A 24,258-nucleotide genomic window follows, 5' to 3' on the forward strand; every position below is an offset into this window, starting at 1 on the left:
TTAAAAACCGCTGTCCTACACACCCCGACCCGGCATATCTGATCGGTCCTCTTCGCACAGCAGGAGGATCGATCATGGCGAACGCACCCACCGCCCCGCAACCGCCCCGCGCGCAAACCGAACCGCCGATCCCTGCGCCGCCACCCCAGCCAGCGCCGCCACCGACGCCCCCACGCGCGCCCGAACGACCGATCCCCGATCACGTCGCCGAGGAGGTCCGCCACGTCCTCGCCTGGATGGCGCATGTCGACGCAGGCCGGATCGGCCACCGCATCCCGGTCTCGCCCGAGATCGCCGCCAACCGCGATGCCTCGACCGCGCTGTTCCGGCGCCTGCGCAAGTGACCGCCGCCCTCGCACCCCTCGGCGCCAGCGACGCACCCCCACACGCCACCCCCACGCCCCCGCAAACCGCCGCCCAACCCGAAACCGCCACCCCGCCAGACGCCGCGCCCCTCCACGGCTACGCCCCGGCCACGCCCGCGCGCTACAGTCAGCGCAGCGACGGCTGGACGCCCGATCGCCAGCGCGGCTTTCTCGAACGCATCGCCGAGGGCGCCACCGTCGACGAGGCCAGCGCCAACGTCGGCCTCTCGTCCGGTGCCGCCTATGCGCTGCGGCGTCGCGCGGCGGGCGCGGCGTTCGCGCTCGGCTGGGACGCCGCCAGGCTCGTCGCGCGGCCGGTCGTCGCCGAGACGCTCTTCCTCCGCGCGATCGCCGGCCAGACCGAGCGGGTCACTCGCCCCGACGGCGAGGTGATCGAGCGCCATCGCTATGACAACCGCCTCGCCATGTCGCTGCTCAACCGGCTCGATCGACACGCCAACGCGAGCGAGACCGCGACCGCCGCCACGCGCATGGTCGCCGCCGAGTTCGACGCGTTCCTCGACATCATCGCGCGAGACGCCGGCCCCGCCCGCGCCGGCCTGTTCCTCGGCGAGCGGCTCGACGCCGACGCGATGGCGGCACTCCAAGGCGACGGCGAGCGGGCAGGGGAGCGCCCGGGGGAGCGCGCTACGGCCGCGGAGGCGGCGATGGCGCCGATCGTCGCGCTCGCCCGCGCGGACCGCTGGTTGCGCAGCGCCTCGGGCGTCGCGTCGGGGATCGTCGTCGCCGATCTCGATCCCGCCGCCCGCGCCGGCTGGACCGCCGAGCAATGGACGCGTGCCGAGGCCGCCGGGCTGCTCCAGCTCGCGCCCGATCCCGTGGCCCCACCCGTGCCGGACCCCGCGCCGGACCCCGCGCCACCCGCCGACGACGCGCCGCACGATGCTGCGCCAGCGTCTGCACTTCCTATACTTCACTCGGGGGTGGAGGAGGGCCGCAACCCCGATTGCCCGGTCTGGTACGATCATGGCGCGGACCGCTGGCGCACCTGCTTCCCGCCGCCGCCGGGCTTTTTCGGCTCGGAATCGGGCGTCTTCGGCGACGACGACTATAGCCGCGAATGTTCGGACGAGGAGGGGATCATCCTCGAGGCGCCGCGCGACCGCGAGATCGCCGAACGTCTGGTTGCCGAGGGCGCGGACCGCGACAGCTGGTTCGTCGGCTATGCGGTCGATGCGGGGCTCGTCGACGAAGCGGGGGCGGCGGCGGTCGGCGACACCGACGCGGATCGCATCGCCGGGCTCGCCTGGACGTTCGATCCACTGCGCGCCGACCCTCCCGTTTAGCCCGCCCGTCTAGCCGCACCCCGCGGCCAATCCGTCGCAGCGGTCGTGGCGGCTGCACCCAAATCCCGCACCGGACGTTCTGCCGCCGTAGTTCACGACAACGACGGAGCCTCCCATGAGCATCTTCAGCAAGATCAAGTCCGCCATCTTCGGTGAAAAGGGCCCGCTCGGCAGCGGCCATTTCGGCACGCCCAAGCCCGAGGCAGCGCCTGCACCGGCCCCGCAGACCACTGCCGCCCAGCCCGCGCCGACGCCCGCACCGGCCGCGCCTGCGCCGACTCCGCAGGCTGCCCCCGCCCAGTCGGTCGACGTCGAGGCTGTCCTCTCGGGCATCGCGTCGAAGAAGGGCTCCGACCTCAACTGGCGCACCTCGATCGTCGATCTGATGAAGCTGCTCGATCTCGATTCGAGCCTCGCCAACCGCAAGGAGCTTGCCACCGAGCTCGGCTATACCGGCGCCAAGGACGGCAGCGCGGAGATGAACATCTGGCTGCAAAAGGCCGTGATGCGCGAGCTTGAGAAGAACGGCGGCACCGTGCCGGCGAACCTGAAGGATTGAGGCTATTTCGGCGCCGGCAACCAAACCCTGGCGCCGATCATTACGCTTTCAGTATCAACCCCCTGAAAGGACACGAAATGCGCGTTGCGATGCTGGGCCTGCTGGCCGCCTCGACCCTGGTTGCCGGCTGCGTTGGCGACGGAGGCAGCCGCTACGGCGTCGACCCGCGCTACCGTGCCTATGACTATAACGCGCCCGACCCGTCCTATGGCGGCTACGACGCCGGCCGCTACTACCGCGACGACCGCCGCTATCGCGAGCGCCGCCTGTCGCGAAACGACCGCGTCTATCGCGGCAATGACGGCCGCTATTACTGCCGCCGCAACGACGGCACGACCGGCCTGATCGTCGGCGGAGTCGCCGGCGGCGTGCTCGGCAACGTCATCGCGCCGGGCGGCTCGGGCCTGCTCGGTACCGTGCTCGGTGCAGCCGGCGGTGCGCTGGCCGGGCGTGCGGTGGATCGCTCGAGCAACGACACCCGCTGTCGCTAAATCCCTCGACCGGCGTTGAAATATCGGCGCCGGTCGACCCAAGATTTTTCCGCGCCGAACCGCGGTTCCGAAAATATCCTATGTGATATTCGATGTAATTCTGGACCGATTTTTCCGGCAAGATTTGCAATTCCGCCGGTCTTGGCCCATATAGCGCTCAGCTACAGTCGCACATCGACGGTTCTTGGCGCTTTGCGGCACCTTTCTCCTTCTTTCCCTGCTCCGCGGCACAGGGTCGCTCGAACGTCGGGTTACCCATACTAAGAAGGAGCCAATTCATGGCTATCACCGGAACCGTCAAGTTTTTCAACGCCGACAAGGGCTATGGCTTCATCGCGCCGGATGGCGGCGGCAACGATGCATTCGTGCACATCACCGCGGTTGAGCGCGCCGGCATGCCGACGCTGAACCAGAACCAGCGCGTCACCTACGAGCTCGAGCCCGACAAGCGTGGCAAGCAGTCGGCCGTGAACCTCCAGCCAGCTGATTGATCTCGTCGGCGGAGCAATTCGCCACCTGATCTCGGTTGCGGTGCGGCGGTCTTCGGATCGCCGCACCAACTCTTTCTCTACCTCCCGCAGGAGCGCATCAGCATGGCCGATAATCCAGAATTTTACCGGGCCCGCGCTGATGAAGAGCGTCGCAACGGCGATGCCGCCCTCCTCGACAACGTCCGCGATCGCTGCCGCCGCGCCGAAAAGGCCTGGGACGACATGGCATCGCGCGCCGAACGCACGCAGATCCTCCGCGCCGCTCGCGAAGCCGCCCCTCCCGGTGGCGAACGCATGATGATCGGCACCCCGTCGATGGTCCCCGCGGAATAAATTCAGATCAGCCCGCGCTCAGTAAGCTGACAGCAACCGAAACCCGGACGGCACCGCCTCCGGGTTTTGTTGTGTCTGGCGTCCGAGGTTGGATCGGCGCGCTATTTCAGCGGCTTGCCGGAGTCCTTCCACCGGTCGAGGATCTGCGATTCCGGCGGCAGCATGTCCGTGACGACTGCCGCTGCGGGTTTCGAAGGCACCGGACTGGACTTGGCTACCGCAACCGGCACGCTCGGTGTCACGGCGGCCGTCTCGCCAGCCGAAGCGGCCGCTACCGCCGCAGCCCCGGCCGCCGCAATCATCTCCGGCGTCGGCGGCGCCAATGGCTGGATGTCCCGATGCGGTCCCGGCACCGGCTCGCCGCCGACATAACGCTGGTTGAACGCCGCGCTCGTGCCCCAATAGCCCTTCCACCGGTGGAAGAAATGCGCACCCACGACATCGGTCATCACCAGGCTGCGGTTCCACGCCGGGGTCACCGCATAGGTATGGTAATGCGTGGCGAGCCCGACGGGTGCGTAGACATAGCCAGCCAGCGCCATCCCGGCAGCCCGCGCCGCCCGAACCCATGCCGCCCGCGCCGGCACGCGAGCCATCGCCCCGTCACAAGCGAAGCTGAACTGGCAACCCGCATGCTCCGATCCCTGGTACACCACGCCGCACACGGTGCCGGGGAATGCCGGATGCCGCGCGCGGTTGAGGATGACCTGCGCAACCGCCTGTTGCCCCGCATCAGGTTCCGACGCCGCCTCGTAATAGATCGCGGCGGTCAGACATTGCCGCGCCCGGTCGCGGTCGATCGCCGAGGCGCCCGCCATCGAGAAGGGCCGTGCAGGCACGACGCCGGAATCGAGAGCCACGCCCGCGGGGATCGGCAAGTCGGGCAGGTCGATCGTCCCCGTCACGCCGGCTGCAGGCGCTGCGGTTTCCTGGTCGGCGAAAACCGTGGAGCCAAGGGCGGCCGCCCGCGCATCCGCCGCGACCATGGCGCGATCCCGCGCCGCGTTCCGTTCGGAGATCACGCGCAGAGCAGCGTGCGCGGACATGCCGGCGCCGATCACCAGCAACACGGCAACCATCGCAAGCCAGATGCGGCGCATCAGTCGAACCGTCTGCAACCGAACGCGCAACGCTGTTACCTTCTACCTGCTCCGGGGCAAGACTGCCGCAAGGACCATGAACGTCGCGCATAGCCGATTGGACGCGCACGATCCTCCACCGAATCCGTCCGTCCCAGCACGGGACGACACGGCACCCTAACAGGCATGGCTTACCGCAACGTTGCCGTGTCGAGCTTCAACGCGGCTTCGGGGATCACCTCGACCGACGGATAAGCCTTGCGCAGCGGTTCGATGAACTGCTTCGCATCGCCGACCACGACGATGCTCGCTTCCTTCGGATCGAGCAGCGCGGTGGCTGCCGCCTGCACCGCCGCCGGATCTACGGCGCCGACCGCGCCCGTGTACCGCTGCAATTCACCGAGTGGCACGTCGTTCTGGACATAGGCTCCGAGAATGCCGGCGACACCGGACGTGGTCTCGATCCCGCGTCCGAAATTGCCGACGAGCACCGCCTTGCGCGTGTCGAGTTCGGCGGTCGGGACGGGCGCCGATCCAAGCCGCGTCATCTCGGCAGCGATCAGCGTCACGACCTCGGCCGCCGTGGGATTCTTGGTCTGCGTCCTCGCGGCGATCGTGCCCTGCGTCTTGCCCGCGTCCAGACCGCTGCTCGCGCCATAGGCCAGCCCCCGCTTGATGCGGATCTCCTGGTTCAGTCGCGATGAAAATCCACCGCCAAGCACCGTGTTACCGACCGCGAGCGGATAATAGCGCGGGTCGCGTCGCGCGATCGCCGGCCGGGCCACGACGACGCCAGCCTGACCCGCCTCGGGCATGTCGACGACGATGACACGAGGCTTCGGGTACACGACGGCGGGCGCCGTGGCCGCCGCTACGCCGGCAGATTTCCAGCCACCGAACCTTGCCTCCGCCAAGGCCTTTGCGCGCGCCGTGGTGACGTCGCCGACCATAATGAGCGTCGCCTGACTCGGCTGGAAACTCCGCGCATAGGCAGCGAGAATGTCCGGACGGGTGATCGCCCGCAACGACAGCGGCGTACCCCCGGTCGGCGCGCCATAAGGCGAGGCGCCGAGCACCGCACGATCGGCCACGAGCCCTGCGACCTGCGCCGGGTCCTTCAACGCCAGCGTGACCGCGTCGATCTGCTGCGTCCGGGCGCGCTCGATCTCGTCGGGCGCGAAGGCGGGGTTTACGGCAACGTCCGCGAGGATCGCCATCGCCGGATCGAGCTGGTCCGACTTCACCGTCACCGCGACCGACGCGCCGTCGCTCCCTGCGTCGCTGCCGATCGCGCCGCCAAGGCCTTCGATAGCGCGCGCGATCTGCGTCGCGGAGCGCGTCTTGGTACCCTTGGTCATCAACTCGGCGGTCAGGTTGCTCACGCCGGGGCGGTTAGCCGGATCGGTCGCTGCACCGCCGGCGGCTACGAGATAGGCGGTGACGATCGGCAGGTCGTGCCGCTCCACCGTGACCAGCCGCATACCGTTGGCGAGCCGGACCTCGACGGGCTGCGGGATCGTCGGCGATACGGGTGCGCTAGGGGCAGGGGGCTGGACGCGTTGTCCGTCCGGCGCAGGCGTCACGATCGCGACATTGGCCGGCGCCGTCAGGTCGGCAACCCGTACGGTCGGCGCCACCGCGATCGTATCGGCGACCGCACCGGCGGGCTTGTCGCCGATCGGCAGATACCGGATCGTCGCCGACTGCGTGTCGCCGAGATATTTCCGCGCGACCCGCTGGATATCCGCCGCGCTGACCTGGGCGATCGCTGCGAGCTGCTTGTCCGCCGCCTGTGGATCGCCATCGATCAGCACCGCGGCCGCCAACGTGCTCGCCTTGCCCTCCGCGGTCTCGCGCGACTCGATCGACTGAGTGAGGATCTCGTTCTTCGCCTCGGCCAGTTCGGCGGCGGTTACCGGGGCATCGCGGAACCGGGCGATCTCGCGCTTCAGCGCTGCTTCCCCGGCCTCGGCCGTCTTGCCGCTTGCGAGGATCGCATAGACCACCAGATTGCCGGTCGCCTGCTTCGTATCGAGGAAGGCTTCCGCGGACTGCGCGAGCTGATCGCGGTACACGACGCTCTCGTACAGCCGCGAACTCTCGCCCGTCGCCAGCACCGCCTTCAGCACCGTCAGCGCAGCGATGTCCGCATCGCGATCCGCGGGGACATGGTAGCTGACCAGTACCGCAGGTAGCGGCGTGTTGGGCTCGTACACGGTACGCGTCACCGCCTTGGTGCGCGCAGGCTCGGCCACCGTTACCCGCGGGATCGCCACCGATGGCTGCTTGATCCCCGCGAAATACTGGTCGACCCAGCCGTTCAGCTGCGCAGGATCGAAATTGCCGGACACGACCAGGATCGCATTGTCCGGCCGATAGTAGGTTGCATGGAAGGCACGTACGTCGTCGATCCCGGCGGCTTCGAGATTTTCAAGGCTGCCGATCGTGCCCCGCGCATAGGGATGCGCCGTGTAGGCAAGCGCCGGATAATAGAGCGAGAACAGCTTGCCATAGGGCCGCGAGAGCGTGCTCTGGCGCAGTTCCTCTTTCACGACGTCGCGTTCCGAGCCGAAGCTCTTGGGCTCAACGACAAGGCTCGCCATCCGGTCGGCTTCTGCGAACAGCAGCCGCTGGAGATGATTGGCGGGGATCACCTCGTAATAATTCGTATAGTCGTCGTTGGTCGACGCGTTGTTGTAGCCGCCGACGTCCTCGGTCAGCCGGTCCATCTGTTCCGACACCAGGTTGCGCGTCGACTTGAACATGAGATGTTCAAACATGTGCGCGAAGCCGGACTTGCCCTTGGGGTCGTCCTTCGATCCGACATCGTACCATACTTGCACCGACACGTTCGGCGTGCCGGTATCGCGGATCGCATAGACGCGCAGCCCGTTCGGCAGCGTGCGCTGGGTATAAGCGATCGGCTTGACCCCGATCTGTCGGGGTGCCTGGCCGGGCGCAGTCTGCGCCACCGCCGCTACGGGAAAACATGCCGCGGTGAGCAGCAGAGCGGAGCGGAGGAGGCGCATCGAGGTCCCTACTTGTTGCGGTTGGCGAACAGCACCGCACCGGCGATGGCCGCAGACCCGATTCCGACGCCGAGACCGATCTTGGCGAGCGGCCAGCTCTTCGCCTTTTCGACCGCGTTGTGTGCGACCGCTTCCGCCTGCAGCTTCGCTTCCTTCGCTGCCGCGAGGATCTCGTTCGGGGTGTCGCTATCGATCGGCTTGGTCATGTCTGTTCTCCTTCACTCTTCCGCACGTACTGCGCACGGAACGCGTTCGCGAACTGCGTCAACGCACCAGCAGCGATCGCCGCCCGCAGGTCCGCCATCAATGTCTCATAAAACCAGATATTATGCTCGGTCATCAACATCGCGCCGAGCATTTCACCCGATCGGACGAGGTGATGCAGATACGCCCGGCTCCACGTCGCGCACACGGGGCAGGGGCAGGCGGGGTCGAGCGGCCCGGTATCCTCGCCGAACTTCGCGTTGCGGATATTGATCGGCCCGGTCCGTGTGAAGGCCTGGCCGGTGCGGCCCGACCGGGTCGGCATCACGCAATCGAACATGTCGATCCCGCGCTCGACCGCGCCGACGATATCGTCCGGCTTGCCGACGCCCATCAGATAGCGCGGCTTGTCGACCGGCAACTGGTCCGGCGCGAAGTCGAGGCAGCCGAACATCGCTTCCTGGCCCTCGCCGACCGCCAGCCCGCCGACCGCATAGCCGTCGAAGCCTATGTCGATCAGCGCATCTGCCGAGGATTTGCGGAACCCCTCGTTCAGCGCACCCTGCTGGATCCCGAAGATCGCGTTGTTCTCGGCATGCGCGTCGCCCGCGTCGAACGCTTCGCGCGATCGCTTTGCCCAGCGCATCGATCGCTCCATCGCCGCGGCCTGCACCTCGCGCGTCGACGTCGTCGGCACGAGTTCGTCGAACGCCATGACAATGTTCGAGCCGAGCAACCGCTGGATCTCGATCGACCGCTCGGGGCTCAGCAGATGCCGCGTCCCGTCGAGATGCGACTTGAACGACACGCCTTCCTCGGACCGCTTGGTCAGGTCGGCGAGACTCATCACCTGGTAGCCGCCGGAATCGGTCAGGATAGGCTTCGACCAGCCTGAAAACGCGTGCAGCCCGCCCAACCTCGCAACGCGCTCGGCGCCCGGCCGCAGCATCAGGTGATAGGTGTTGCCGAGGATGATGTCCGCGCCTGCGCCCACCACGTCGGCGGGCTTCATGCCCTTGACGGTGGCGGCCGTGCCGACCGGCATGAACGCGGGCGTGCGGATATCGCCGCGCTGCATCGCGATGACGCCGGTGCGCGCCTTGCCGTCGGTGGCGGAGATGGTGAAGTCGAAACGGGGACGGGTCATGATGTCAGTTTTTCTTGCGGATGCCATAGCGTTCGCCGGGGGCGGCGGCGCGGATCGTGATGAGTTCGGAGCGGGTCAGGATGCCGTCCTTGTCGCGGTCGAACCGCGTGAAGAACTGCGCGAACCGGGTCTGCAGTTCGGCGAGCGTGATCCGGTTGTCGCCATCGCGATCAACCTCGAACGGGCTCGGCAACGCGTTGCGATCGCCCAGCCAGGCCTGCGCCCAGTCGGCATAGGCAATATAACCGATCGAACCCGATGCGGCCCCCTCGGCGGTTGCATAGCTGCGCGCGACGCATGCGGTCAGCTCGGGCTGGGTGACGCGGCCATCTCCGTTCGCATCGCACGCGGCGATGAACAGCGCGGCCGGCTCGGCAAAGATCGTTGCTGGCGGCTGCGGCGTGCCTGCGGGCGGCGGCGCAGCGACGATGGCCTGAAGCAAGGCTAGAGCGAGCAGCATGCCGCCCGTCATGGCAGCAGAAGCGAGGCGTCGCCATAGCTGTAGAAGCGATAGCCGCCTGCGATCGCATGGGCGTACGCCGCTTGCATCCGCTCGCGTCCCATCAGCGCGGAGACGAGCATGAACAGCGTCGAGCGCGGCAGATGGAAATTGGTCATCAGCCCGTCGACCCCGCGAAACCGGTAGCCCGGGGTGATGAAGATCGCGGTGTCGCCGTCGAACGGCCGGATCACGTCGTCCTCGCCGGTCGCGCTCTCGATCAGCCGCAGCGACGTCGTCCCGACCGCGATCACGCGACCGCCGCTCGCGCGCACCGCGTTCAGCCGGTCGGCGGTCGCGGCATCGATCCGGCCCCATTCGGCGTGCATCCGGTGCTCGGTCGTGTCGGTCGCCTTGACCGGCAGGAACGTCCCCGCGCCGACATGCAGCGTCAGCGTGGCATGACCGATCCCGGCCGCCTCGAGCGCCGCCATCAGCGCGGGCGTGAAATGCAGCGCCGCCGTTGGTGCGGCCACCGCACCCGGTTCGGCAGCGAACATCGTCTGATAATCGTCCGCGTCGCGTTCGTCGGTCGGGCGCTTGCCCGCGATGTACGGGGGCAGGGGCATGTGACCCGCGCGTTCGAGCAGCAGTTCGACCGGCTCGTCGCCCGCAAACACCAGCGCGTAGCTGCCGTCGTCCTCGCGATCGACGGCCGCCGCGCTGACGCCGTTGCCGAAATCGATCACGTCGCCGTCGCGCAGTCGCCGCGCGTTGCGAATGAATGCTCGCCACCGCCGCGGCCCCTCACGCTTGTGCAGCGTCGCACCGATCTTCGCATCGCCGCGCCGCCCGTCGAGCTGCGCCGGGATCACGCGCGTATCGTTGAAGACGAGCATGTCGCCGCGCCGCAGCGACGAGGGCAGGTCCGCGACGCCCGCATCACGTGTGGCGTCACCTTCGAGCACCAGCATCCGCGCAGCATCGCGCGGCGCCGCGGGGCGGAGCGCGATGTTGGCAGGTGGCAGGTCGAAGTCGAAAAGGTCGACGTTCAACGGAGTCTCACTTCTTCGCAGGAGCCTTCTTGGCCGGTGCCTTGCGGGTGGCGGGCGCAAGCTTCGGCTTGGCCGCATCCGGACCGCTGGCCGTGCCCGGCAACGTCACCGGCGCACCCAGAGCTGGGGCCGGGGGACCGGCGACATAAGCGGGCGGATTGTCGGCGGCAATATAGGCATGGACGATCCGCGACGGGTTCGCCGGCGGCTCGCCGCGCTGGATCGCGTCGACATATTGCATCCCGTCGAGCACGCGCCCGAACACGGTGTACTTCTTGTCGAGGCTGAGGCGCGGCTGGAAGACGATGAAGAACTGGCTGTTCGCGCTGTCTTCCTTGTCCGATCGCGCGGCCGACACCGCACCGCGGACATGCGGCAGATAGTTGAACTCGGCCTTCACGTCGGGCAGCGTCGAGCCGCCGGTGCCGTCGCCCTTGGGATCGCCGCCCTGCGCCATGAAGCCGTCGATCACGCGGTGGAACGCCAGGCCATCGTAGAAATGCTGGCGCGTCAGCGTCTTGATCCGCTCGACCATCAGCGGCGCGACGTCGGGCCGCAGCCAGATCGTTACACGGCCGCCGGTCGAGAGATCGAGCAGCAGCAGGTTCTGCGTATCGGTCGTGAGGGGCGGCGTCGCGCGCGCGGGGGCGGCGACGACATTCTTCTGCGCCGCGACCGGCACCGTGACCAGGCACCCGAGCAACGCGAACATTCCGACGAAAAAGCGCATCAAATTCCCACTCGCAAGAGGCCCGGCGCAACCAGGCTGCCGCCACTTAGAGCAAATCCCCGCTTGCGCCAATCTGAACGTGCCGGCTCTTTGTCTCGAGCATGCCGGCGTTATGCGGTCACGATTTCCGGCAGGATCGCGTCGAGCAACAGGGCGCCTGCGTCCGTGACTCGCAGCCGACCCGGCGTGTGTTCGATCAGCCCCAGCTGTTCCAGGCGTGCCACGGCTGCCATATCGACCGGAACCACGCCGGCATTCAGCCCGGTGATCCGGTCGAGGTCGACGCCTTCGGCCAGCCGCAAGCCCATCAGCAAGGCCTCGGTCGCGCGGGTCGCGGGCGAAAGCGGGTCCTCGACTTCCATGCCATGGCCATTGCGCTCGATCGCCGCCAGCCAGTTTTCCGGCTTTTTCCGCCGTACCGTGGCCAGCCCGCCACGCCGGCCATGCGCGCCTGGTCCGATCCCGGCATAGTCCTGATACCGCCAGTAAGCGAGGTTGTGGCGGCTTTCGGACCCCGGCCGTGCGTGGTTCGACGTCTCGTAGGCGGGCAGCCCGGCTGCGGCGGTATCGGCACGCGTCGCCTCGAACAGATCGGCGGCCGAGTCGCCGTCGGGAATCACGATCCGCCCCGCCAATGCCTCGGTCGCGAACCGCGTGCCGGGTTCGATCGTCAGCTGGTACAGCGACAGATGCTCGGTCCCGAAACTCAGCGCGCGCGCCAACTCGGTTCGCCACGCGGCGAGCCGTTGCCCCGGCAGCGCATAGATCAGGTCGAAGCTCACGCACGGGAATACGCTCTGCGCGGTCGCGAGCGCGGCCTGCCCCTCGTTCACGTCATGCGCGCGTCCGAGGAACTTCAACGCCACATTGTCGAGCGATTGTAGTCCGAGCGAGACCCGGTTCACCCCGGCGCGTGCGAGATCCGCAAACCGCGCGGCCTCGACCGAAGAGGGGTTGGCCTCCAGCGTGATCTCGATCCCGTCGGCGAACCCCCAGGCCTTCTCCGCGGCCTCCAGCACCGCTGCCACCGTTGCCGGCGGCATCAGCGACGGCGTGCCGCCGCCGAAGAAGATCGACTGCAATTTCCGCCCGGGCAGTACGCGCGCCTCATGCGCAAGGTCGGTGATCAGCGCGGCGCGCCACGCGGCCTGGTCCACCTCCTCGCGGACATGGCTGTTGAAATCGCAATAGGGGCATTTCGACACGCAGAAGGGCCAATGGACGTAGAGCGCCAGATCGGACGAGCGCGGAGGGCTTGGTGTTTGGGATGCGGGCATTATCTGGCGCATATGGTCGCACGAGGCGGTCGAAGGAAGCGCTATGACGGGTCGGTTGGGTTTGGCGGTCGCCGCAGCGCTGATGGTGGCAGGGTGCGCGCAAGGCCCCGAGCGCGTGGTCGAGCGGCGCGAAACGCAGGCCCCGGCACCGCGTGGTGCGAGCCTGTTGAAGGCGGCGATGATGGACGGCCACAACGCGGCGCGTGCGGCCGTCGGCGTTGCGCCGCTGACCTGGAGCGACACGCTGGCGACCACCGCGCGCGGTTATGCGGAGGAAATGGCGAGGACGGGCAAGTTCGCCCATGCTCCCCAGCCGCAGGGCATGACCCGCGAGGGCGAAAACCTCTGGACCGGTACGCGCTACGCTTATGCCTATCCGGAGATGATGGGGCATTGGGTCGCCGAGCAGCGTGACTTCATCAACATGCCGACGCCCGGGTTCAGTCGCACCGGCAAAGTCGAGGATGTGGCGCATTATACGCAGATCGTGTGGCGCGGCTCGACCCAGGTCGGCTGCGCGATGGCGAGCAACAAGACCGACGATTATCTGGTGTGCCGCTATTCGCCGCCGGGGAACGTGTTCGGCCAGAAAGCCTATTGATCCCAATCAATATGGGTCTGATCGCTGATTGAATCGGTGGTATTTTATTAAGTCGTTCGGGGCTAACGCATATTAATGAGTTCAGTAACCCCGTCTGACGGCGCGCGTGGCGGCTGTCCCGGATGTCGCGACGGCGCCGGGTTGTCCTTTACCTTCTCGATGGCGTTCCAGCCGATCGTCGATGCCGACACCGAGACGGTGTTCGCCTATGAGGCACTTGTCCGTGGCCCCGAGGGTCAATCGGCGCAGAGTGTTCTCAGTCAGGTCGACTCGGCGAACCTGTATGCGTTCGACCAGCAGTGCCGCGTGCGCGCGATCGAGACGTCGGTGAAGGCAGGGCTACTCGATACGTCCGCGCGGCTGTCGATCAATTTCCTGCCGAACGCGGTCTATTCGCCGGCGGCGTGCATCCAGCTGACGCTGAAGACGGCGGGGGCGGTGGGGATGCCGACCGACCGGCTGATCTTTGAGTTCACCGAGAATGAGGAGATGCTCGATCCCGCGCATGTCGCCAACATCATCGCGACGTACCAGAAGATGGGCTTCGGCACCGCGCTCGACGATTTTGGCGCGGGGCATGCCGGGCTCAACCTGCTCGCGCGGTTCCAGCCGGACATCATCAAGCTCGATATGGAGCTGATCCGCGATATCGACACCAGTTCGCCGCGGCGGATCATCGTCGAGGGAATGGTGCGGATGTGCGCCGCGCTCGGAATCCAGGTGATCGCCGAGGGAGTCGAGACGCTCGGCGAATACGACGCACTCCGCGCGCTCGGCGTACGATATATCCAGGGATATCTGCTGTCGAAACCGGCGTTCGAGGCGCTACCCGCCGTCCAATGGCCGGTGCGGCAAAAGCTGGCTGTCTGAACGCTTCACGTCCGTCATCCTGACTTTCGTCAGGATGACGTAGAGGGGGTAGGCGGCGGTATGTTGTCCGCCGCCAACAGCTCAGAACACCGCGGCTTCGAGCAGCTTGAACGCCTCGTTGCGGTGGCTGATCGCGTTCTTGGTCTCGTGCGGCAGTTCGGCATAGGTCTGGTCGTAGCCGAGCGGCACGAACACCGGATCATAGCCGAACCCGACGTTCCCGCGCGGGGGCCAGACGAGCGTCCCCTCCGCACGTCCTTCGAACCATTCGACATGGCCATCGGGCCACGCCAGCGCGAGCACGCTGACGAAATGCGCACCGCGGGTCGCTTCGGGGCCCTTGGCGACCACCGCGTCCTCGACCTTCTGCATCGCCATCATCCAGTCGCGACCGTTCGGCGTCTCCGCCCAGTCGGCGGTGTAGACGCCCGGATCGCCGTTCAGCGCATCGACGCATAGCCCGCTATCGTCCGCGAGCGCGGGATAGCCCGACAGGTCGGCCGCCGAGCGCGCCTTCAGTTCTGCATTCGCGAAGAAGGTCGTGCCCGTCTCGATCGGCTCGGGCAGGTCGAGCTCGGCGGCCGAGACGACCTCCAGACCGCGTCCTTCGAGCAACGCCGCGATTTCGCGGACCTTGCCCTTGTTGTGGCTGGCGATGACCAGCTTGCCCGGCTGCAGCTTGCGGATCGCCTGCGGCTCTTTACCTTCGCCGCTCACTTGGCGACCGCCTTCGCCTGCGCGGCGAAGATGTCGGTGCAGCCGATCCGCGCGAGACGCAGCAGGCGGAGCAGCGCCTCCTCGTCATAGGTCGCGCCCTCGGCGGTCGCCTGCGCCTCGGCGATGTTGCCGTTTTCCAGCAGCACGAAGTTCGCGTCCGCATCCGCGCCCGAATCCTCGATATAGTCGAGGTCGAGCACCGGATTGCCCTGGTAGATGCCGCAACTGATCGCCGCGACCTTCTGCGTCAGCGGGTCGGCGGTCAGCTTGCCGCTCGCCAGCAACCCGTCGATCGCGAGCCGCAGCGCGACCCAGCCGCCCGAGATCGACGCGGTGCGCGTGCCGCCGTCGGCCTGGATCACGTCGCAATCGATCACGATCTGGCGCTCGCCGAGGAGCTTCAGGTCGACGACGGCGCGCAGGGAGCGCCCGATCAGCCGCTGGATTTCCTGCGTTCGGCCCGACTGCTTGCCCTTGGCGGCTTCGCGGTTGTTGCGCGTGTTGGTCGCGCGCGGGAGCATGCCGTATTCTGCCGTCACCCAACCTTCGCCCTTGCCGCGCATGAACGGTGGGACCTTTTCCTCGACGCTGGCGGTGACGAGCACCTTGGTGTCGCCGAAGCCGATCAGCACGGAGCCTTCGGCATGCTTGGTGAAGCGCGGCTCGATCGTGATCTCACGCATCTGGTCTGGGGCGCGGCCGGATGGGCGCATAGTTGGTATCCTAAAAGCGAAGTGAATGATTGTCCGCTGCCTAGCCTTTCGTCTGGTCGCTCGCCAGCCCAACTACCGCCGTCATCCTGACGAAAGTCAGGACCCAGGGTGACCGAACGGCGTCCTGTGTGGCTCTGGGTCCTGACTTTCGTCAGGATGACGGGGACGGGGGGCGCATTCCTCTTTGTACGCCCATCGATCCGCCCTAGATCAAAGCGATGGCCACGCCCCCCGTCACCGAACTGACCGACCGCGCGCGCGATATCTTCCGTGCGGTCGTCGACAGCTATCTCGCCAGCGGGACGCCGGTTGGATCGAAGACGATCGCGCAGCTGACCGGCCTGAGCCTGTCGCCCGCCTCGATTCGCGGCGTGATGGGCGAGCTCGAAGGCCTGGGTCTGCTCGCCAGCCCGCATACCAGCGCCGGCCGGATGCCGACCGATCGCGGGCTGCGGCTGTTCGTCGACGGGATGATGCAGGCGATGGAGCCCTCGTTCGAGGAGCGTCAGACGATCGAGGCGCGTGCGGGAGTCGGCGGCCCGGTCGAGGAGGCGCTGGCCGCCACCACGCTCGCGTTGTCGGGGCTCTCGGCGTGCGCAGGGCTGGTGATGGTCCCAAAGCGCGAGCTAAGACTGCGCCAGATCGCGTTCGTCGCACTGTCGCCCGAACAGGCGCTCGCGGTGCTGGTCAGCGAGGACGGCTCGGTCGAGAACCGCGTAATCGCGCTGCCCAAGGGCATGTCGCCGTCCGCATTGGTGGAGGCGGGCAACTACATGTCGGCAACGCTTGGGGGCCTCACGCTCGCCGAGGCGCGTACCAGGATCGATCGCGAGATGGCGGACGGGCAGGCGGCACTCGACGGCGCGGCGCGCGCGCTGGTCGAGCGCGGGATTGCGGTGTGGAGCGAGGATGCGGATCGCCGTCCGGTGCTGATCGTGCGCGGGCAGGGGCGGCTGATCGATGCCGCCGCCGCCGCCGATCTCGACCGGGTCCGCGACCTGCTCGACGATCTTGAGGGAAAGCAGGAAGTCGCGTCGCTTCTCGACAGCGCGCGGGCGGGGGATTCGACGCGGATCTTCATCGGTGCGGAGACGAAATTGTTCGCACTTTCAGGGTCTTCGGTCATTGCACGGCCGTTCCGTGGGCTCGACGGCCGGGTGGTGGGCGTGGTGGGCGTGATCGGCCCCACGCGGTTGAACTATGCGCGCGTCGTGCCCATGGTGGATTTCACGGCTGCAACGCTCGCCCGGTTGATGGGTTGAGCCGGCCCAACTTATAGGGAAAACTATGTCCGAGACTGATCAGAACGCCCCTGCCGACCTGCGCGAAGAAACCGCCGAGGACGCACCCGAAGTCGCTACGAACGATCGCGTCGCCGAGCTCGAGAATCAGCTCGCCGAAGCCAAGCAGAACGTCCTCTACGCGCAGGCCGAGATCCAGAACGTCCGCCGCCGCGCGGAGAAGGAAGCGCAGGACGCGCGTGCCTATGCCGCCACGGCGTTCGCACGCGACGTGCTGTCGGTTGCCGACAACCTCGCGCGCGGCCTGTCGGCGATCCCGGCGGACCTGCGTGCGGACGACAAGATGAAGGGACTCGTCACCGGGCTTGAGGCGACCGGTCGCGAGCTGGAGAGCGTATTCCAGCGCCACGGCATCACGAAGATTGCCGCCGAGGGCCAGATGCTCGACCCGAACAAGCATCAGGCGATGCTGGAAATCCCGAGCGACCAGCCGGCCGGCACGATCGTGCAGGAGATGCAGGCAGGCTACATGATCAAGGACCGCTTGCTGCGGCCCGCGATGGTGGGCGTCGCCAAGGCGGGGTAAATCCTCCCCGGAACGGGGAGGGGGACCGCCGCGCGCTTGCGCGGTGGTGGAGGGGGTTCTCTTCCGGCGTCCCCTCTGCGGCCGGAACGCCTTCGTCGAGCGTGACGTTCTTGGCGCGCCCCCTCCACCAGCTGCGCTGGTCCCCCTCCCCTTGCAGGGGAGGATTTGAAAGTCAGTCGATGAACGAGAACCTCACCACCGATCGCCAGACCTTCGTCACGCATCTCGAATGCTCGATCACTGGCGAGCGGTACGAGGCGGACCAGCTGCACGGCCTGTCACGCGCCGGCCGGCCGCTGCTCGTCCGCTACGACCTCGACGCGGTGCGTTCGGCGATTTCGCGCGACACGATCGAGGCACGGCCGACGGATCTGTGGCGGTGGCGCGAACTGCTGCCCGTGCGGCAGACCGCCAACATCGTCAGCCTCGGCGAGATCGAGACGCCGCTGGTGCCGCTGACCAAGTCCGGCGGTCCGAACGTTCTGGTCAAGGACGAAGGCCGCCTCCCGACCGGCAGCTTCAAAGCGCGCGGGCTCGTCATGGCCGTCGCGATGGCCAAGGAACTCGGCGTCACGAAGATCGCGATGCCGACCAACGGCAATGCCGGCGCGGCGCTGGCCGCCTATGCGACGCGCTGCGGGATCGAGACGATCGTGTTCTGTCCCGACGATACCCCCGAGATCAACGTCCGCGAGATCGCGATGCAGGGCGCGCGCGTCTGGCGCGTCAACGGCCTGATCGACGATTGCGGCGCGATCGTCGGCAAGGGCGCCGCCGAAGGCCGCTGGTTCGACTTCTCGACGTTGAAGGAGCCCTACAGAATCGAGGGCAAGAAGACGATGGGGCTCGAACTCGCCGCGCAGTTTGGCTGGAAACTCCCCGATGCGATCTTCTACCCGACCGGCGGCGGCACCGGTCTGATCGGCATGTGGAAGGCGTTCGACGAACTTGAGAAGCTCGGCTGGATCGGCTCGGAGCGCCCCAAGATGTTCGCGGTGCAGGCCAGTGGCTGCGCACCGATCGTCCGCGCGTTCGAGGCGGGCGAGGAGCATGCCGAGCGCTGGGAGGATGCGAGCACGGTCGCGGCGGGCATTCGCGTGCCGAAGGCGGTCGGCGACTTCCTGATCCTCCGTGCGGTCCGCGAGAGCGGCGGGCAGGCACTGGCGGTCGGCGATCCTGCGATCCTAAAGGCAGTCGAAGCCGCGGCGAAGCAGGACGGCCTGCTATTGTGCCCCGAAGGTGGTGCGACGCTCGCGGCCTATCATCAGGCGCTGAACACCAGGCTCGTCGACGAAGACGACAAGGTCGTTCTTTTCAATTGCGCCACCGGCCTGAAATATCCGATGCCCGAAGCACCGCAAGCGCTTGATAGAACACAACCTATCGATTTCGACGCGCTGTAAGCCGTGGACCGACGCGGATCTGGCAGATCGCGATCTACCAGATCCGTGGTTGAAATTGATCCATGTTGTCTGCAACGGGGCGCCCTTCATTACAAAAGGGGTCTTCAATGCAGAAAATCATTCAGGTCGTTTGCGTCGTCCTCATCGCCGCAGCGGTGATGTTCGGCGGGCGCTGGTACATGTACGTCGCGCAGGGCTCGAGCCCGTATGACGAGGTCGGCATCGCGTTGAACGGCTATGCACCGGGGCCGATGCGGGCGTGGGGCTGCCACAAGATGCAGGCGCGGTTCCCGGGCCAGTTGCCGCCATATGGATGTGGCGGGCCGGATGGTCGTAGCTGGCTCTGAGCCCGCTACCGTCATCGAATACCATCCGTCATCAAAGCGATAGCTGGGATCTCCCCGTAATAGCGCGCGCATTTGCGGCTTAAGATCCCAGCTTTCGCTGGGATGACGGTGGGAGAGCAGACCGGGGGCGGGGTGGTGGACGTCAGGCCAACGCTAACGGCGTGAACGGCAACACGCTCTCATACTGCGCAAGCGGGGGCGCACCCGCCACCGTCGCCCCCGCACGCAACAAGAACGCGTGCCGCACGATCTCGCCCTGCTGCTCGATCCCATAGCGGTGCAGCGCCACCCCCGGCCGGAACGCATAATCGTACCGGCACCACGGATGCCGGGCGAGCGGCAGGAACACCCCGCGCTGATGCTGCCAGATATGCGTCATCTCGTGGACGAACAGCCCCTGCAGCGTCAGGTTCGCGTGCGTGAAATCGTCGCACCACAAATCGCCCTTGGGATGGAAGTGGATGCACCCGCGTGGTGCCATCACCGTGTCGCGCGGCTGGAAAAACGCCCATTTGCTGCGCGACAGGCGCACTTGCGCATAGTCGATCGCGCCCCCGAACATTGACGCGGCCAGCGCCGTCTCCCCCTCGGTCAGCGCGCGCCTTGCGTTTTTGCAGGTCACTTGCCCGCAGGCGTCCCCGCAGCCACGACGTTCGCGTTGTTCAGGATCCGCGTCCCGTCCGCGAACGCAAACGTCAGCATCACGCGATCACCCGGCTTGATCCCCGAATTCATGCTGAACAGCATCACATGCCGCCCACTCGGCGCAAAGCTCACATTGGTGTTCGCCGGGATCTCGACCTTGGCGATCGGCGCCATCGTCGACATGCCGCCCTTGTCCATCGTCTCGTGCATCTCGGCCTTGATCGCGACGTCGGTCGTGACCGAGATCAGCGTCGCCGCCGCAGGCCCGCCATGCACCGTGAAATAGGCCGCCGCCGGTCGCCCCGTCACCGCGCCCAGCCGCACCCACGCGCCGTCGACCGACAGCTCCTTGGGCTGCGAGCACGACGCCAGTGCCATCGCGGCGACACCCAGTCCGAAAACGATACGCATAGGTTACTTTTCTCCGGGCCCTGCCTCTTGTGCATCCTATGGTCGGTACAATCTTGCGGCAAGCGCGAGGCCACCTATATCGCGCCCATCATCAGAAAGGTTCCACTCCCGTAACGGGGCGGATCCGATTTCGTATTTTGTTTCAAGTGAGGGGCTAATCAGAACTCATGGCTAAAGTAATCGGTATCGATCTCGGCACGACCAACAGCTGCGTTTCCGTCATGGAAGGCGGCAAGCCCAAGGTCATCGAGAATTCCGAAGGCGCGCGCACCACGCCGTCGATCGTCGCGTTCGCCAAGGACGGTGAGCGACTGGTCGGCCAGCCGGCCAAGCGCCAGGCAGTGACGAACGGCGACAACACCATCTTCGCGGTGAAGCGCCTGATCGGCCGTCGCTTCGACGATCCGATCACCAAGAAGGACACCGAGCTGGTCCCGTACAAGATCTCGCGCGGGCCGAACGGCGACGCATGGGTCTCGGCCGGCGGCAAGGATTATTCGCCGTCGCAGATCTCGGCGTTCACGCTGCAGAAGATGAAGGAAACCGCGGAGTCGTATCTGGGCGAGACGGTCACGCAGGCGGTCATCACCGTTCCCGCGTACTTCAATGACGCGCAGCGGCAGGCGACCAAGGACGCCGGCCAGATCGCCGGCCTCGAAGTGCTGCGCATCATCAACGAGCCGACGGCTGCGGCGCTGGCCTACGGCCTCGACAAGCAGGACGGCAAGACGATCGCGGTCTACGATCTTGGCGGCGGCACGTTCGATATCTCGGTCCTCGAGATCGGTGACGGCGTGTTCGAGGTGAAGGCCACCAACGGCGACACCTTCCTCGGCGGTGAGGATTTCGACAACAAGATCGTCCAGTTCCTCGCCGACGAGTTCAAGAAGGCGGAGGGCATCGACCTCGCCAAGGACAAGCTCGCACTGCAGCGTCTGAAGGAAGCCGCCGAGAAGGCGAAGATCGAGCTCAGCTCGGCGCAGTCGACCGAGGTCAACCTGCCCTTCATCACCGCGGACCAGAACGGCCCGAAGCATCTGGTGAAGTCGATCACGCGCGCCGATCTGGAGCGGATGGTCGAGGACCTCGTCAAGCGTACGCTCGAGCCTTGCCGCAAGGCGCTGGCTGATGGCGGCCTGAAGCCCGAGGACATCTCGGAAGTCGTGCTCGTCGGCGGCATGACGCGCATGCCGCGTGTCCGTGAAGTCGTGAAGCAGTTCTTCGGCAAGGAGCCGCACACCGGCGTCAACCCGGACGAGGTCGTGGCCATGGGCGCCGCGATCCAGGCCGGCGTGCTGCAGGGCGACGTCAAGGACGTGCTGCTGCTCGACGTGACGCCGCTGTCGCTCGGCATCGAGACGTTGGGTGGCGTGTTCACCCGCATGATCGATCGCAACACGACGATCCCGACCAAGAAGTCGCAGACCTACTCGACCGCGGACGACAACCAGGGCGCGGTGACGATCCGCGTGTTCCAGGGCGAGCGCGAGATGGCGGCCGACAACAAGATGCTCGGCAATTTCGATCTCGTCGGCATCCCGCCGGCACCGCGCGGCGTGCCGCAGATCGAGGTCACGTTCGACATCGACGCCAACGGTCTCGTCAGCGTCTCGGCCAAGGACAAGGGCACCGGCAAGGAGCAGCAGATCCGCATCCAGGCGTCGGGTGGTCTTTCGGACAGCGACATCGACCAGATGGTTCGCGATGCCGAGACCTTCGCCGAGGAGGACAAGAAGCGTCGTGCGGGCGCCGAGGCGAAGAACAACGCCGAGTCGCTGGTTCACACTACTGAGCGCCAGCTCGCCGATAACGGCGACAAGGTCGACGAGTCGCTCAAGACCGAGATCCAGGCCGCAATCGACGCGACCAAGGCAGCGGTCGAGAGCGGCGATGCGGATGCGATGACCGAGAAGAGCACCGCGCTCGCCCAGGTCGCGATGAAGCTCGGCCAGGCGATCTACGAGAAGCAGGCTCAGGCGGACGCATCGCCGTCGGCCGATGGCGATGCGGCGAAGAAGGACGACGATGTCGTCGACGCCGAATTCTCGGAAGTCGACGACAACCCGAAGGCGTAACCGAAACTCCCTCTCCCCCTTGGGGAGAGGGCCGGGGTGAGGGGTCGTTCCGCGCGCTGCCGCCCGGAACAGCCCCTCACCCAACCCTCTCCCCGGAGGGGAGAGGGCTAAGAGGGCCGCTATGAGTACCCAGACAGACTATTACGAACTGCTCGAGATTGAGCGGACCGCGGATGCGGGGACGATCAAGTCGTCCTACCGCAAGCTCGCGATGAAATATCACCCGGACAAGAATGCCGGCTGCAAGGATTCCGAGGCCCAGTTCAAGGCGGTCAGCGAGGCGTATGACTGTCTCAAGGACCCGCAGAAGCGTGCGGCCTATGATCGGTTCGGCCATGCCGCGTTCCAGAACGGCGGCGGCGGCGGTCATGGTGGCGGCGCGCAGGATTTCGGCGGCTTCAGCGATATCTTCGAAAGCGTCTTCGGCGAATTTATGGGCGGCGCGCAGCGCGGCGGTGGTGGCCGTAGTTCGGCACGCCGCGGCGCGGATCTGCGCTACGACATGGAAGTCAGCCTGGAAGAGGCGTATCACGGCAAGGCGACCGAGGTTACGATCGACGTCTCGGCACCCTGCGATACGTGCGACGGCAGCGGCGCACGCGCGGGCACCCGCGCGAAGACGTGCCAGCATTGCGGCGGCCACGGCAAGGTGCGTGCGCAGCAGGGCTTCTTCGTCGTCGAGCGCGCCTGCCCGGTCTGCAACGGCGCAGGCCAGGTCATCGCCGATCCGTGTCCCGATTGCCGCGGCGAGGGCCGCGTCGACAAGACCAAGACGCTCTCCATCAACGTTCCCCCCGGCGTCGACGAAGGTACGCGCATTCGCATGACCGGCGAAGGCGAAGCCGGCGCGCGCGGTGCTCCAGCGGGCGATCTGTACATCTTCCTGCACGTGACGAAGCACAATCTGTTCGAGCGCGAGGGCACGACGCTCTTCGCGCGCGCGCCGATCAGCTTCACGGTCGCGTCGCTCGGCGGGTCGCTGTCGATCCCCGGCCTCGACGGCCGCACGCACGAGATCAAGATCCCCGCGGGGATCCAGTCGGGCAAGCAGCTTCGTCAGCGCGGTGCCGGCATGCCCGTCCTGCAGGGCCGCGGGCATGGCGACCTCGTCGTCCAGATCGATGTCGAAACGCCGACTCGTCTCAGCAACCGGCAGAAGGAACTGCTCGAGATGTTCCGCGAGACCGAGACCGGCGATGAATGCCCCGAAAGCCAGGGCTTCTTCGCGAAACTCAAGGGCGTGTTCGCAGGCGAATAGGTCGGATCAGGTATCAGGGGGGCGCAATGCTGGCATGTCTTTTTACGATGATCGCATGCTGGGTGGTCATTGCCGCCTTCCCCAAGACGCCGGTCGGTATCGCCCTCCGTCACGCCCTTATCGAAAACCCGGCGGCACGGTTGCTACGCGTGACCCGCGGTGATGCCGCCGTGCTGTTCATGCTGATGATGACGGCGGCAATGGTCACGCTTGTTGGCGAAGGTGATGGCATTGGGATGTTGGCGATGGGCACGCCCGACGTCGCAGTCTGGATCACCACGTTCGAGGTGTCGGCGTATGTCGAGATCCTCATCGCTCTCGGCGCAGCCGCCTCGGGTCTCCGCCTGCGCGGTGCCATGGCGCGGTATGCAGGCATTTTTGCCCGCGGTGGCCGCGCTCGCGCGACTGGTCGTGCGCGCCGGTCGCGGAGGGTGCGCCCGTCCGCAGCCAATAATGACGACGAGCCGGGGCTGCTGGCGCACGCGGCCTGAACAAGACTAGGATCTGTGCCAGCCTAGCCGCGCCCCCTCGCAAGGGGGCGGGCGGGCCGATGCGTCAGAGGGTGGAAATGACCACCCCGACCACCAGCGCCTGAGCCGCGATCGCCAGCATGGTGCTGGACACGGTTTCGAACATGCGCATGGGAAGGTCTCCGATGCCGGAACAATATCCGGCAACCGGGATATGGATATAGTTGCGCGTTGTCGCAATTTTGTAACACGTAATCGCAATTGCGTTACGCGCACTTTGGCGGGGCCGTGCCGTGAACGTCTTTTCCCCACCCGTCATCCTGACGAAAGTCAGGATCCAGAGTACCGATACGCGGCGGTGCTTGGCTCTGGATCCTGACTTTCGTCAGGATGACGAGATTGGGTGACTGGTAGG

At 66.7% G+C, this 24,258-nt stretch carries 28 protein-coding genes; 15 read left to right on the top strand and 13 right to left on the bottom strand.

Annotation, left to right across the window (positions count from 1 at the left end):
* The first annotated feature begins 74 nt into the window (after positions 1-74).
* From EV283_RS14770 to EV283_RS14795, 6 genes are all read left to right on the top strand, one after another.
* Positions 75-344 carry a hypothetical protein gene (locus tag EV283_RS14770; RefSeq protein WP_130326607.1) on the top strand — a complete coding sequence of 90 codons (270 nt, stop codon included), beginning with the start codon at positions 75-77 and terminating at the stop codon, positions 342-344.
* Complete coding sequence (locus EV283_RS14775) at positions 341-1,672, top strand: hypothetical protein (RefSeq protein WP_130326609.1); 1,332 nt, start codon at positions 341-343, stop codon at positions 1,670-1,672. The genes EV283_RS14770 and EV283_RS14775 overlap by 4 nt, the downstream gene beginning before the upstream one ends.
* A gap of 115 nt (positions 1,673-1,787) precedes the next feature.
* Positions 1,788-2,231, top strand: a complete 444-nt coding sequence (locus tag EV283_RS14780) for a DUF3597 domain-containing protein (protein WP_130326611.1) — start codon at positions 1,788-1,790, stop codon at positions 2,229-2,231.
* A gap of 77 nt (positions 2,232-2,308) precedes the next feature.
* Positions 2,309-2,722 (top strand): glycine zipper 2TM domain-containing protein, encoded by a 414-nt coding sequence (locus tag EV283_RS14785; RefSeq protein ID WP_207223147.1) that lies wholly within the window; start codon positions 2,309-2,311, stop codon positions 2,720-2,722.
* 278 nt (positions 2,723-3,000) lie between these two features.
* Positions 3,001-3,213, top strand: coding sequence for a cold-shock protein (locus EV283_RS14790; protein WP_031394996.1), 213 nt, complete (start codon positions 3,001-3,003; stop codon positions 3,211-3,213).
* Between the two features lie 102 nt (positions 3,214-3,315).
* On the top strand, positions 3,316-3,546 hold the full coding sequence (locus tag EV283_RS14795; protein ID WP_056060610.1) for a hypothetical protein: 231 nt from the start codon (positions 3,316-3,318) through the stop codon (positions 3,544-3,546).
* Positions 3,547-3,647: 101 nt separating this feature from the next.
* Here EV283_RS14795 and EV283_RS14800 read toward each other — a convergent pair whose 3' ends face one another.
* The 8 genes from EV283_RS14800 to hemW all read right to left on the bottom strand — a co-directional run bounded on the left by EV283_RS14800 (position 3,648) and on the right by hemW (position 12,506).
* Complete coding sequence (locus EV283_RS14800; protein WP_130326613.1) at positions 3,648-4,646, bottom strand: cell wall hydrolase; 999 nt, start codon at positions 4,644-4,646, stop codon at positions 3,648-3,650.
* 170 nt (positions 4,647-4,816) lie between these two features.
* Positions 4,817-7,654 (bottom strand): pitrilysin family protein, encoded by a 2,838-nt coding sequence (locus EV283_RS14805; protein ID WP_130326615.1) that lies wholly within the window; start codon positions 7,652-7,654, stop codon positions 4,817-4,819.
* 8 nt (positions 7,655-7,662) lie between these two features.
* Positions 7,663-7,860, bottom strand: a complete 198-nt coding sequence (locus tag EV283_RS14810) for a hypothetical protein (protein ID WP_056416621.1) — start codon at positions 7,858-7,860, stop codon at positions 7,663-7,665.
* On the bottom strand, positions 7,857-9,005 hold the full coding sequence (gene tgt, locus EV283_RS14815) for a tRNA guanosine(34) transglycosylase Tgt (RefSeq protein WP_130326617.1): 1,149 nt from the start codon (positions 9,003-9,005) through the stop codon (positions 7,857-7,859). The genes EV283_RS14810 and tgt overlap by 4 nt, the downstream gene beginning before the upstream one ends.
* Positions 9,006-9,009: 4 nt before the next feature.
* A complete protein-coding gene (locus EV283_RS14820; RefSeq protein WP_242615990.1) occupies positions 9,010-9,465 on the bottom strand; it encodes an EF-hand domain-containing protein in 456 nt (151 codons plus the stop codon).
* An 8-nt stretch (positions 9,466-9,473) separates the two neighbouring features.
* Positions 9,474-10,499 carry a tRNA preQ1(34) S-adenosylmethionine ribosyltransferase-isomerase QueA gene (gene queA, locus EV283_RS14825; protein ID WP_130326621.1) on the bottom strand — a complete coding sequence of 342 codons (1,026 nt, stop codon included), beginning with the start codon at positions 10,497-10,499 and terminating at the stop codon, positions 9,474-9,476.
* 7 nt (positions 10,500-10,506) lie between these two features.
* Positions 10,507-11,229, bottom strand: coding sequence for a peptidylprolyl isomerase (locus EV283_RS14830; protein WP_130326623.1), 723 nt, complete (start codon positions 11,227-11,229; stop codon positions 10,507-10,509).
* Positions 11,230-11,339: 110 nt separating this feature from the next.
* Complete coding sequence (gene hemW / locus EV283_RS14835; protein WP_130326625.1) at positions 11,340-12,506, bottom strand: radical SAM family heme chaperone HemW; 1,167 nt, start codon at positions 12,504-12,506, stop codon at positions 11,340-11,342.
* A 43-nt stretch (positions 12,507-12,549) separates the two neighbouring features.
* Between hemW and EV283_RS14840 the strand changes: the two genes are divergently transcribed.
* Positions 12,550-13,107 carry a CAP domain-containing protein gene (locus tag EV283_RS14840; protein WP_130326627.1) on the top strand — a complete coding sequence of 186 codons (558 nt, stop codon included), beginning with the start codon at positions 12,550-12,552 and terminating at the stop codon, positions 13,105-13,107.
* Positions 13,108-13,266: 159 nt separating this feature from the next.
* Positions 13,267-13,977, top strand: coding sequence for an EAL domain-containing protein (locus EV283_RS14845; RefSeq protein ID WP_130326979.1), 711 nt, complete (start codon positions 13,267-13,269; stop codon positions 13,975-13,977).
* An 81-nt stretch (positions 13,978-14,058) separates the two neighbouring features.
* Here EV283_RS14845 and rdgB read toward each other — a convergent pair whose 3' ends face one another.
* Together rdgB and rph are read right to left on the bottom strand one after the other, a co-directional pair.
* On the bottom strand, positions 14,059-14,694 hold the full coding sequence (gene rdgB / locus EV283_RS14850; protein ID WP_130326629.1) for an RdgB/HAM1 family non-canonical purine NTP pyrophosphatase: 636 nt from the start codon (positions 14,692-14,694) through the stop codon (positions 14,059-14,061).
* Positions 14,691-15,407 (bottom strand): ribonuclease PH, encoded by a 717-nt coding sequence (gene rph / locus EV283_RS14855; protein WP_056416653.1) that lies wholly within the window; start codon positions 15,405-15,407, stop codon positions 14,691-14,693. The genes rdgB and rph overlap by 4 nt, the downstream gene beginning before the upstream one ends.
* 218 nt (positions 15,408-15,625) lie before the next feature.
* Between rph and hrcA the strand changes: the two genes are divergently transcribed.
* From hrcA to EV283_RS14875, 4 genes are all read left to right on the top strand, one after another.
* Entirely contained in the window at positions 15,626-16,669 is a 1,044-nt protein-coding gene (gene hrcA / locus EV283_RS14860) for a heat-inducible transcriptional repressor HrcA (protein ID WP_107957883.1), read from the top strand.
* A gap of 25 nt (positions 16,670-16,694) precedes the next feature.
* Positions 16,695-17,234, top strand: coding sequence for a nucleotide exchange factor GrpE (gene grpE, locus EV283_RS14865; protein ID WP_056416658.1), 540 nt, complete (start codon positions 16,695-16,697; stop codon positions 17,232-17,234).
* Between the two features lie 179 nt (positions 17,235-17,413).
* Positions 17,414-18,637 carry a threonine synthase gene (locus tag EV283_RS14870; protein WP_130326631.1) on the top strand — a complete coding sequence of 408 codons (1,224 nt, stop codon included), beginning with the start codon at positions 17,414-17,416 and terminating at the stop codon, positions 18,635-18,637.
* 107 nt (positions 18,638-18,744) lie between these two features.
* The gene (locus tag EV283_RS14875) at positions 18,745-18,984 is read left to right on the top strand and encodes a hypothetical protein (RefSeq protein ID WP_056416663.1); all 240 of its coding nucleotides are present in this window, start codon (positions 18,745-18,747) and stop codon (positions 18,982-18,984) included.
* A gap of 142 nt (positions 18,985-19,126) precedes the next feature.
* On the opposite strand, the gene EV283_RS14880 is transcribed toward EV283_RS14875, so the two are convergent.
* On the bottom strand, positions 19,127-19,546 hold the full coding sequence (locus tag EV283_RS14880; protein WP_107958167.1) for a vgr related protein: 420 nt from the start codon (positions 19,544-19,546) through the stop codon (positions 19,127-19,129).
* Positions 19,547-19,602: 56 nt separating this feature from the next.
* Positions 19,603-20,040 carry a copper chaperone PCu(A)C gene (locus EV283_RS14885; RefSeq protein ID WP_207223148.1) on the bottom strand — a complete coding sequence of 146 codons (438 nt, stop codon included), beginning with the start codon at positions 20,038-20,040 and terminating at the stop codon, positions 19,603-19,605.
* A gap of 167 nt (positions 20,041-20,207) precedes the next feature.
* Between EV283_RS14885 and dnaK the strand changes: the two genes are divergently transcribed.
* The 3 genes from dnaK (at position 20,208) to EV283_RS14900 (ending at position 23,864) form a co-directional block, all read left to right on the top strand.
* Positions 20,208-22,115 (top strand): molecular chaperone DnaK, encoded by a 1,908-nt coding sequence (dnaK, locus tag EV283_RS14890; protein ID WP_056416669.1) that lies wholly within the window; start codon positions 20,208-20,210, stop codon positions 22,113-22,115.
* A 121-nt stretch (positions 22,116-22,236) separates the two neighbouring features.
* Positions 22,237-23,373, top strand: a complete 1,137-nt coding sequence (dnaJ, locus tag EV283_RS14895) for a molecular chaperone DnaJ (protein ID WP_056416672.1) — start codon at positions 22,237-22,239, stop codon at positions 23,371-23,373.
* 47 nt (positions 23,374-23,420) lie between these two features.
* On the top strand, positions 23,421-23,864 hold the full coding sequence (locus tag EV283_RS14900; RefSeq protein WP_130326633.1) for a hypothetical protein: 444 nt from the start codon (positions 23,421-23,423) through the stop codon (positions 23,862-23,864).
* Between the two features lie 64 nt (positions 23,865-23,928).
* Here the strand turns inward: EV283_RS14900 and EV283_RS14905 are convergent, their stop codons facing one another.
* Positions 23,929-24,162 (bottom strand): hypothetical protein, encoded by a 234-nt coding sequence (locus EV283_RS14905; protein WP_130326635.1) that lies wholly within the window; start codon positions 24,160-24,162, stop codon positions 23,929-23,931.
* Positions 24,163-24,258: the final 96 nt, after the last annotated feature.

Origin of the sequence: Sphingomonas sp. BK036 (assembly GCF_004216825.1) — a bacterium.
Lineage (GTDB): Bacteria > Pseudomonadota > Alphaproteobacteria > Sphingomonadales > Sphingomonadaceae > Sphingomonas.

Coding starts and splice junctions, on each gene's coding strand:
- EV283_RS14820 (WP_242615990.1), bottom strand. CDS start 9,465: ATGCTGCTCGCTCTAGCCTTGCTTCAGGCCATCGTCGCTGCGCCGCCG.
- EV283_RS14830 (WP_130326623.1), bottom strand. CDS start 11,229: ATGCGCTTTTTCGTCGGAATGTTCGCGTTGCTCGGGTGCCTGGTCACG.
- EV283_RS14780 (WP_130326611.1), top strand. CDS start 1,788: ATGAGCATCTTCAGCAAGATCAAGTCCGCCATCTTCGGTGAAAAGGGC.
- EV283_RS14810 (WP_056416621.1), bottom strand. CDS start 7,860: ATGACCAAGCCGATCGATAGCGACACCCCGAACGAGATCCTCGCGGCA.
- EV283_RS14870 (WP_130326631.1), top strand. CDS start 17,414: ATGAACGAGAACCTCACCACCGATCGCCAGACCTTCGTCACGCATCTC.
- dnaK (WP_056416669.1), top strand. CDS start 20,208: ATGGCTAAAGTAATCGGTATCGATCTCGGCACGACCAACAGCTGCGTT.
- grpE (WP_056416658.1), top strand. CDS start 16,695: ATGTCCGAGACTGATCAGAACGCCCCTGCCGACCTGCGCGAAGAAACC.
- EV283_RS14805 (WP_130326615.1), bottom strand. CDS start 7,654: ATGCGCCTCCTCCGCTCCGCTCTGCTGCTCACCGCGGCATGTTTTCCC.
- rph (WP_056416653.1), bottom strand. CDS start 15,407: ATGCGCCCATCCGGCCGCGCCCCAGACCAGATGCGTGAGATCACGATC.
- EV283_RS14900 (WP_130326633.1), top strand. CDS start 23,421: ATGATCGCATGCTGGGTGGTCATTGCCGCCTTCCCCAAGACGCCGGTC.
- tgt (WP_130326617.1), bottom strand. CDS start 9,005: ATGACCCGTCCCCGTTTCGACTTCACCATCTCCGCCACCGACGGCAAG.
- EV283_RS14845 (WP_130326979.1), top strand. CDS start 13,267: ATGGCGTTCCAGCCGATCGTCGATGCCGACACCGAGACGGTGTTCGCC.
- EV283_RS14800 (WP_130326613.1), bottom strand. CDS start 4,646: ATGCGCCGCATCTGGCTTGCGATGGTTGCCGTGTTGCTGGTGATCGGC.
- EV283_RS14795 (WP_056060610.1), top strand. CDS start 3,316: ATGGCCGATAATCCAGAATTTTACCGGGCCCGCGCTGATGAAGAGCGT.
- EV283_RS14840 (WP_130326627.1), top strand. CDS start 12,550: ATGACGGGTCGGTTGGGTTTGGCGGTCGCCGCAGCGCTGATGGTGGCA.
- hemW (WP_130326625.1), bottom strand. CDS start 12,506: ATGCCCGCATCCCAAACACCAAGCCCTCCGCGCTCGTCCGATCTGGCG.
- EV283_RS14770 (WP_130326607.1), top strand. CDS start 75: ATGGCGAACGCACCCACCGCCCCGCAACCGCCCCGCGCGCAAACCGAA.
- EV283_RS14875 (WP_056416663.1), top strand. CDS start 18,745: ATGCAGAAAATCATTCAGGTCGTTTGCGTCGTCCTCATCGCCGCAGCG.
- dnaJ (WP_056416672.1), top strand. CDS start 22,237: ATGAGTACCCAGACAGACTATTACGAACTGCTCGAGATTGAGCGGACC.
- EV283_RS14905 (WP_130326635.1), bottom strand. CDS start 24,162: ATGACGGGTGGGGAAAAGACGTTCACGGCACGGCCCCGCCAAAGTGCG.
- EV283_RS14785 (WP_207223147.1), top strand. CDS start 2,309: ATGCGCGTTGCGATGCTGGGCCTGCTGGCCGCCTCGACCCTGGTTGCC.
- hrcA (WP_107957883.1), top strand. CDS start 15,626: ATGGCCACGCCCCCCGTCACCGAACTGACCGACCGCGCGCGCGATATC.
- EV283_RS14880 (WP_107958167.1), bottom strand. CDS start 19,546: ATGTTCGGGGGCGCGATCGACTATGCGCAAGTGCGCCTGTCGCGCAGC.
- EV283_RS14885 (WP_207223148.1), bottom strand. CDS start 20,040: ATGCGTATCGTTTTCGGACTGGGTGTCGCCGCGATGGCACTGGCGTCG.
- EV283_RS14790 (WP_031394996.1), top strand. CDS start 3,001: ATGGCTATCACCGGAACCGTCAAGTTTTTCAACGCCGACAAGGGCTAT.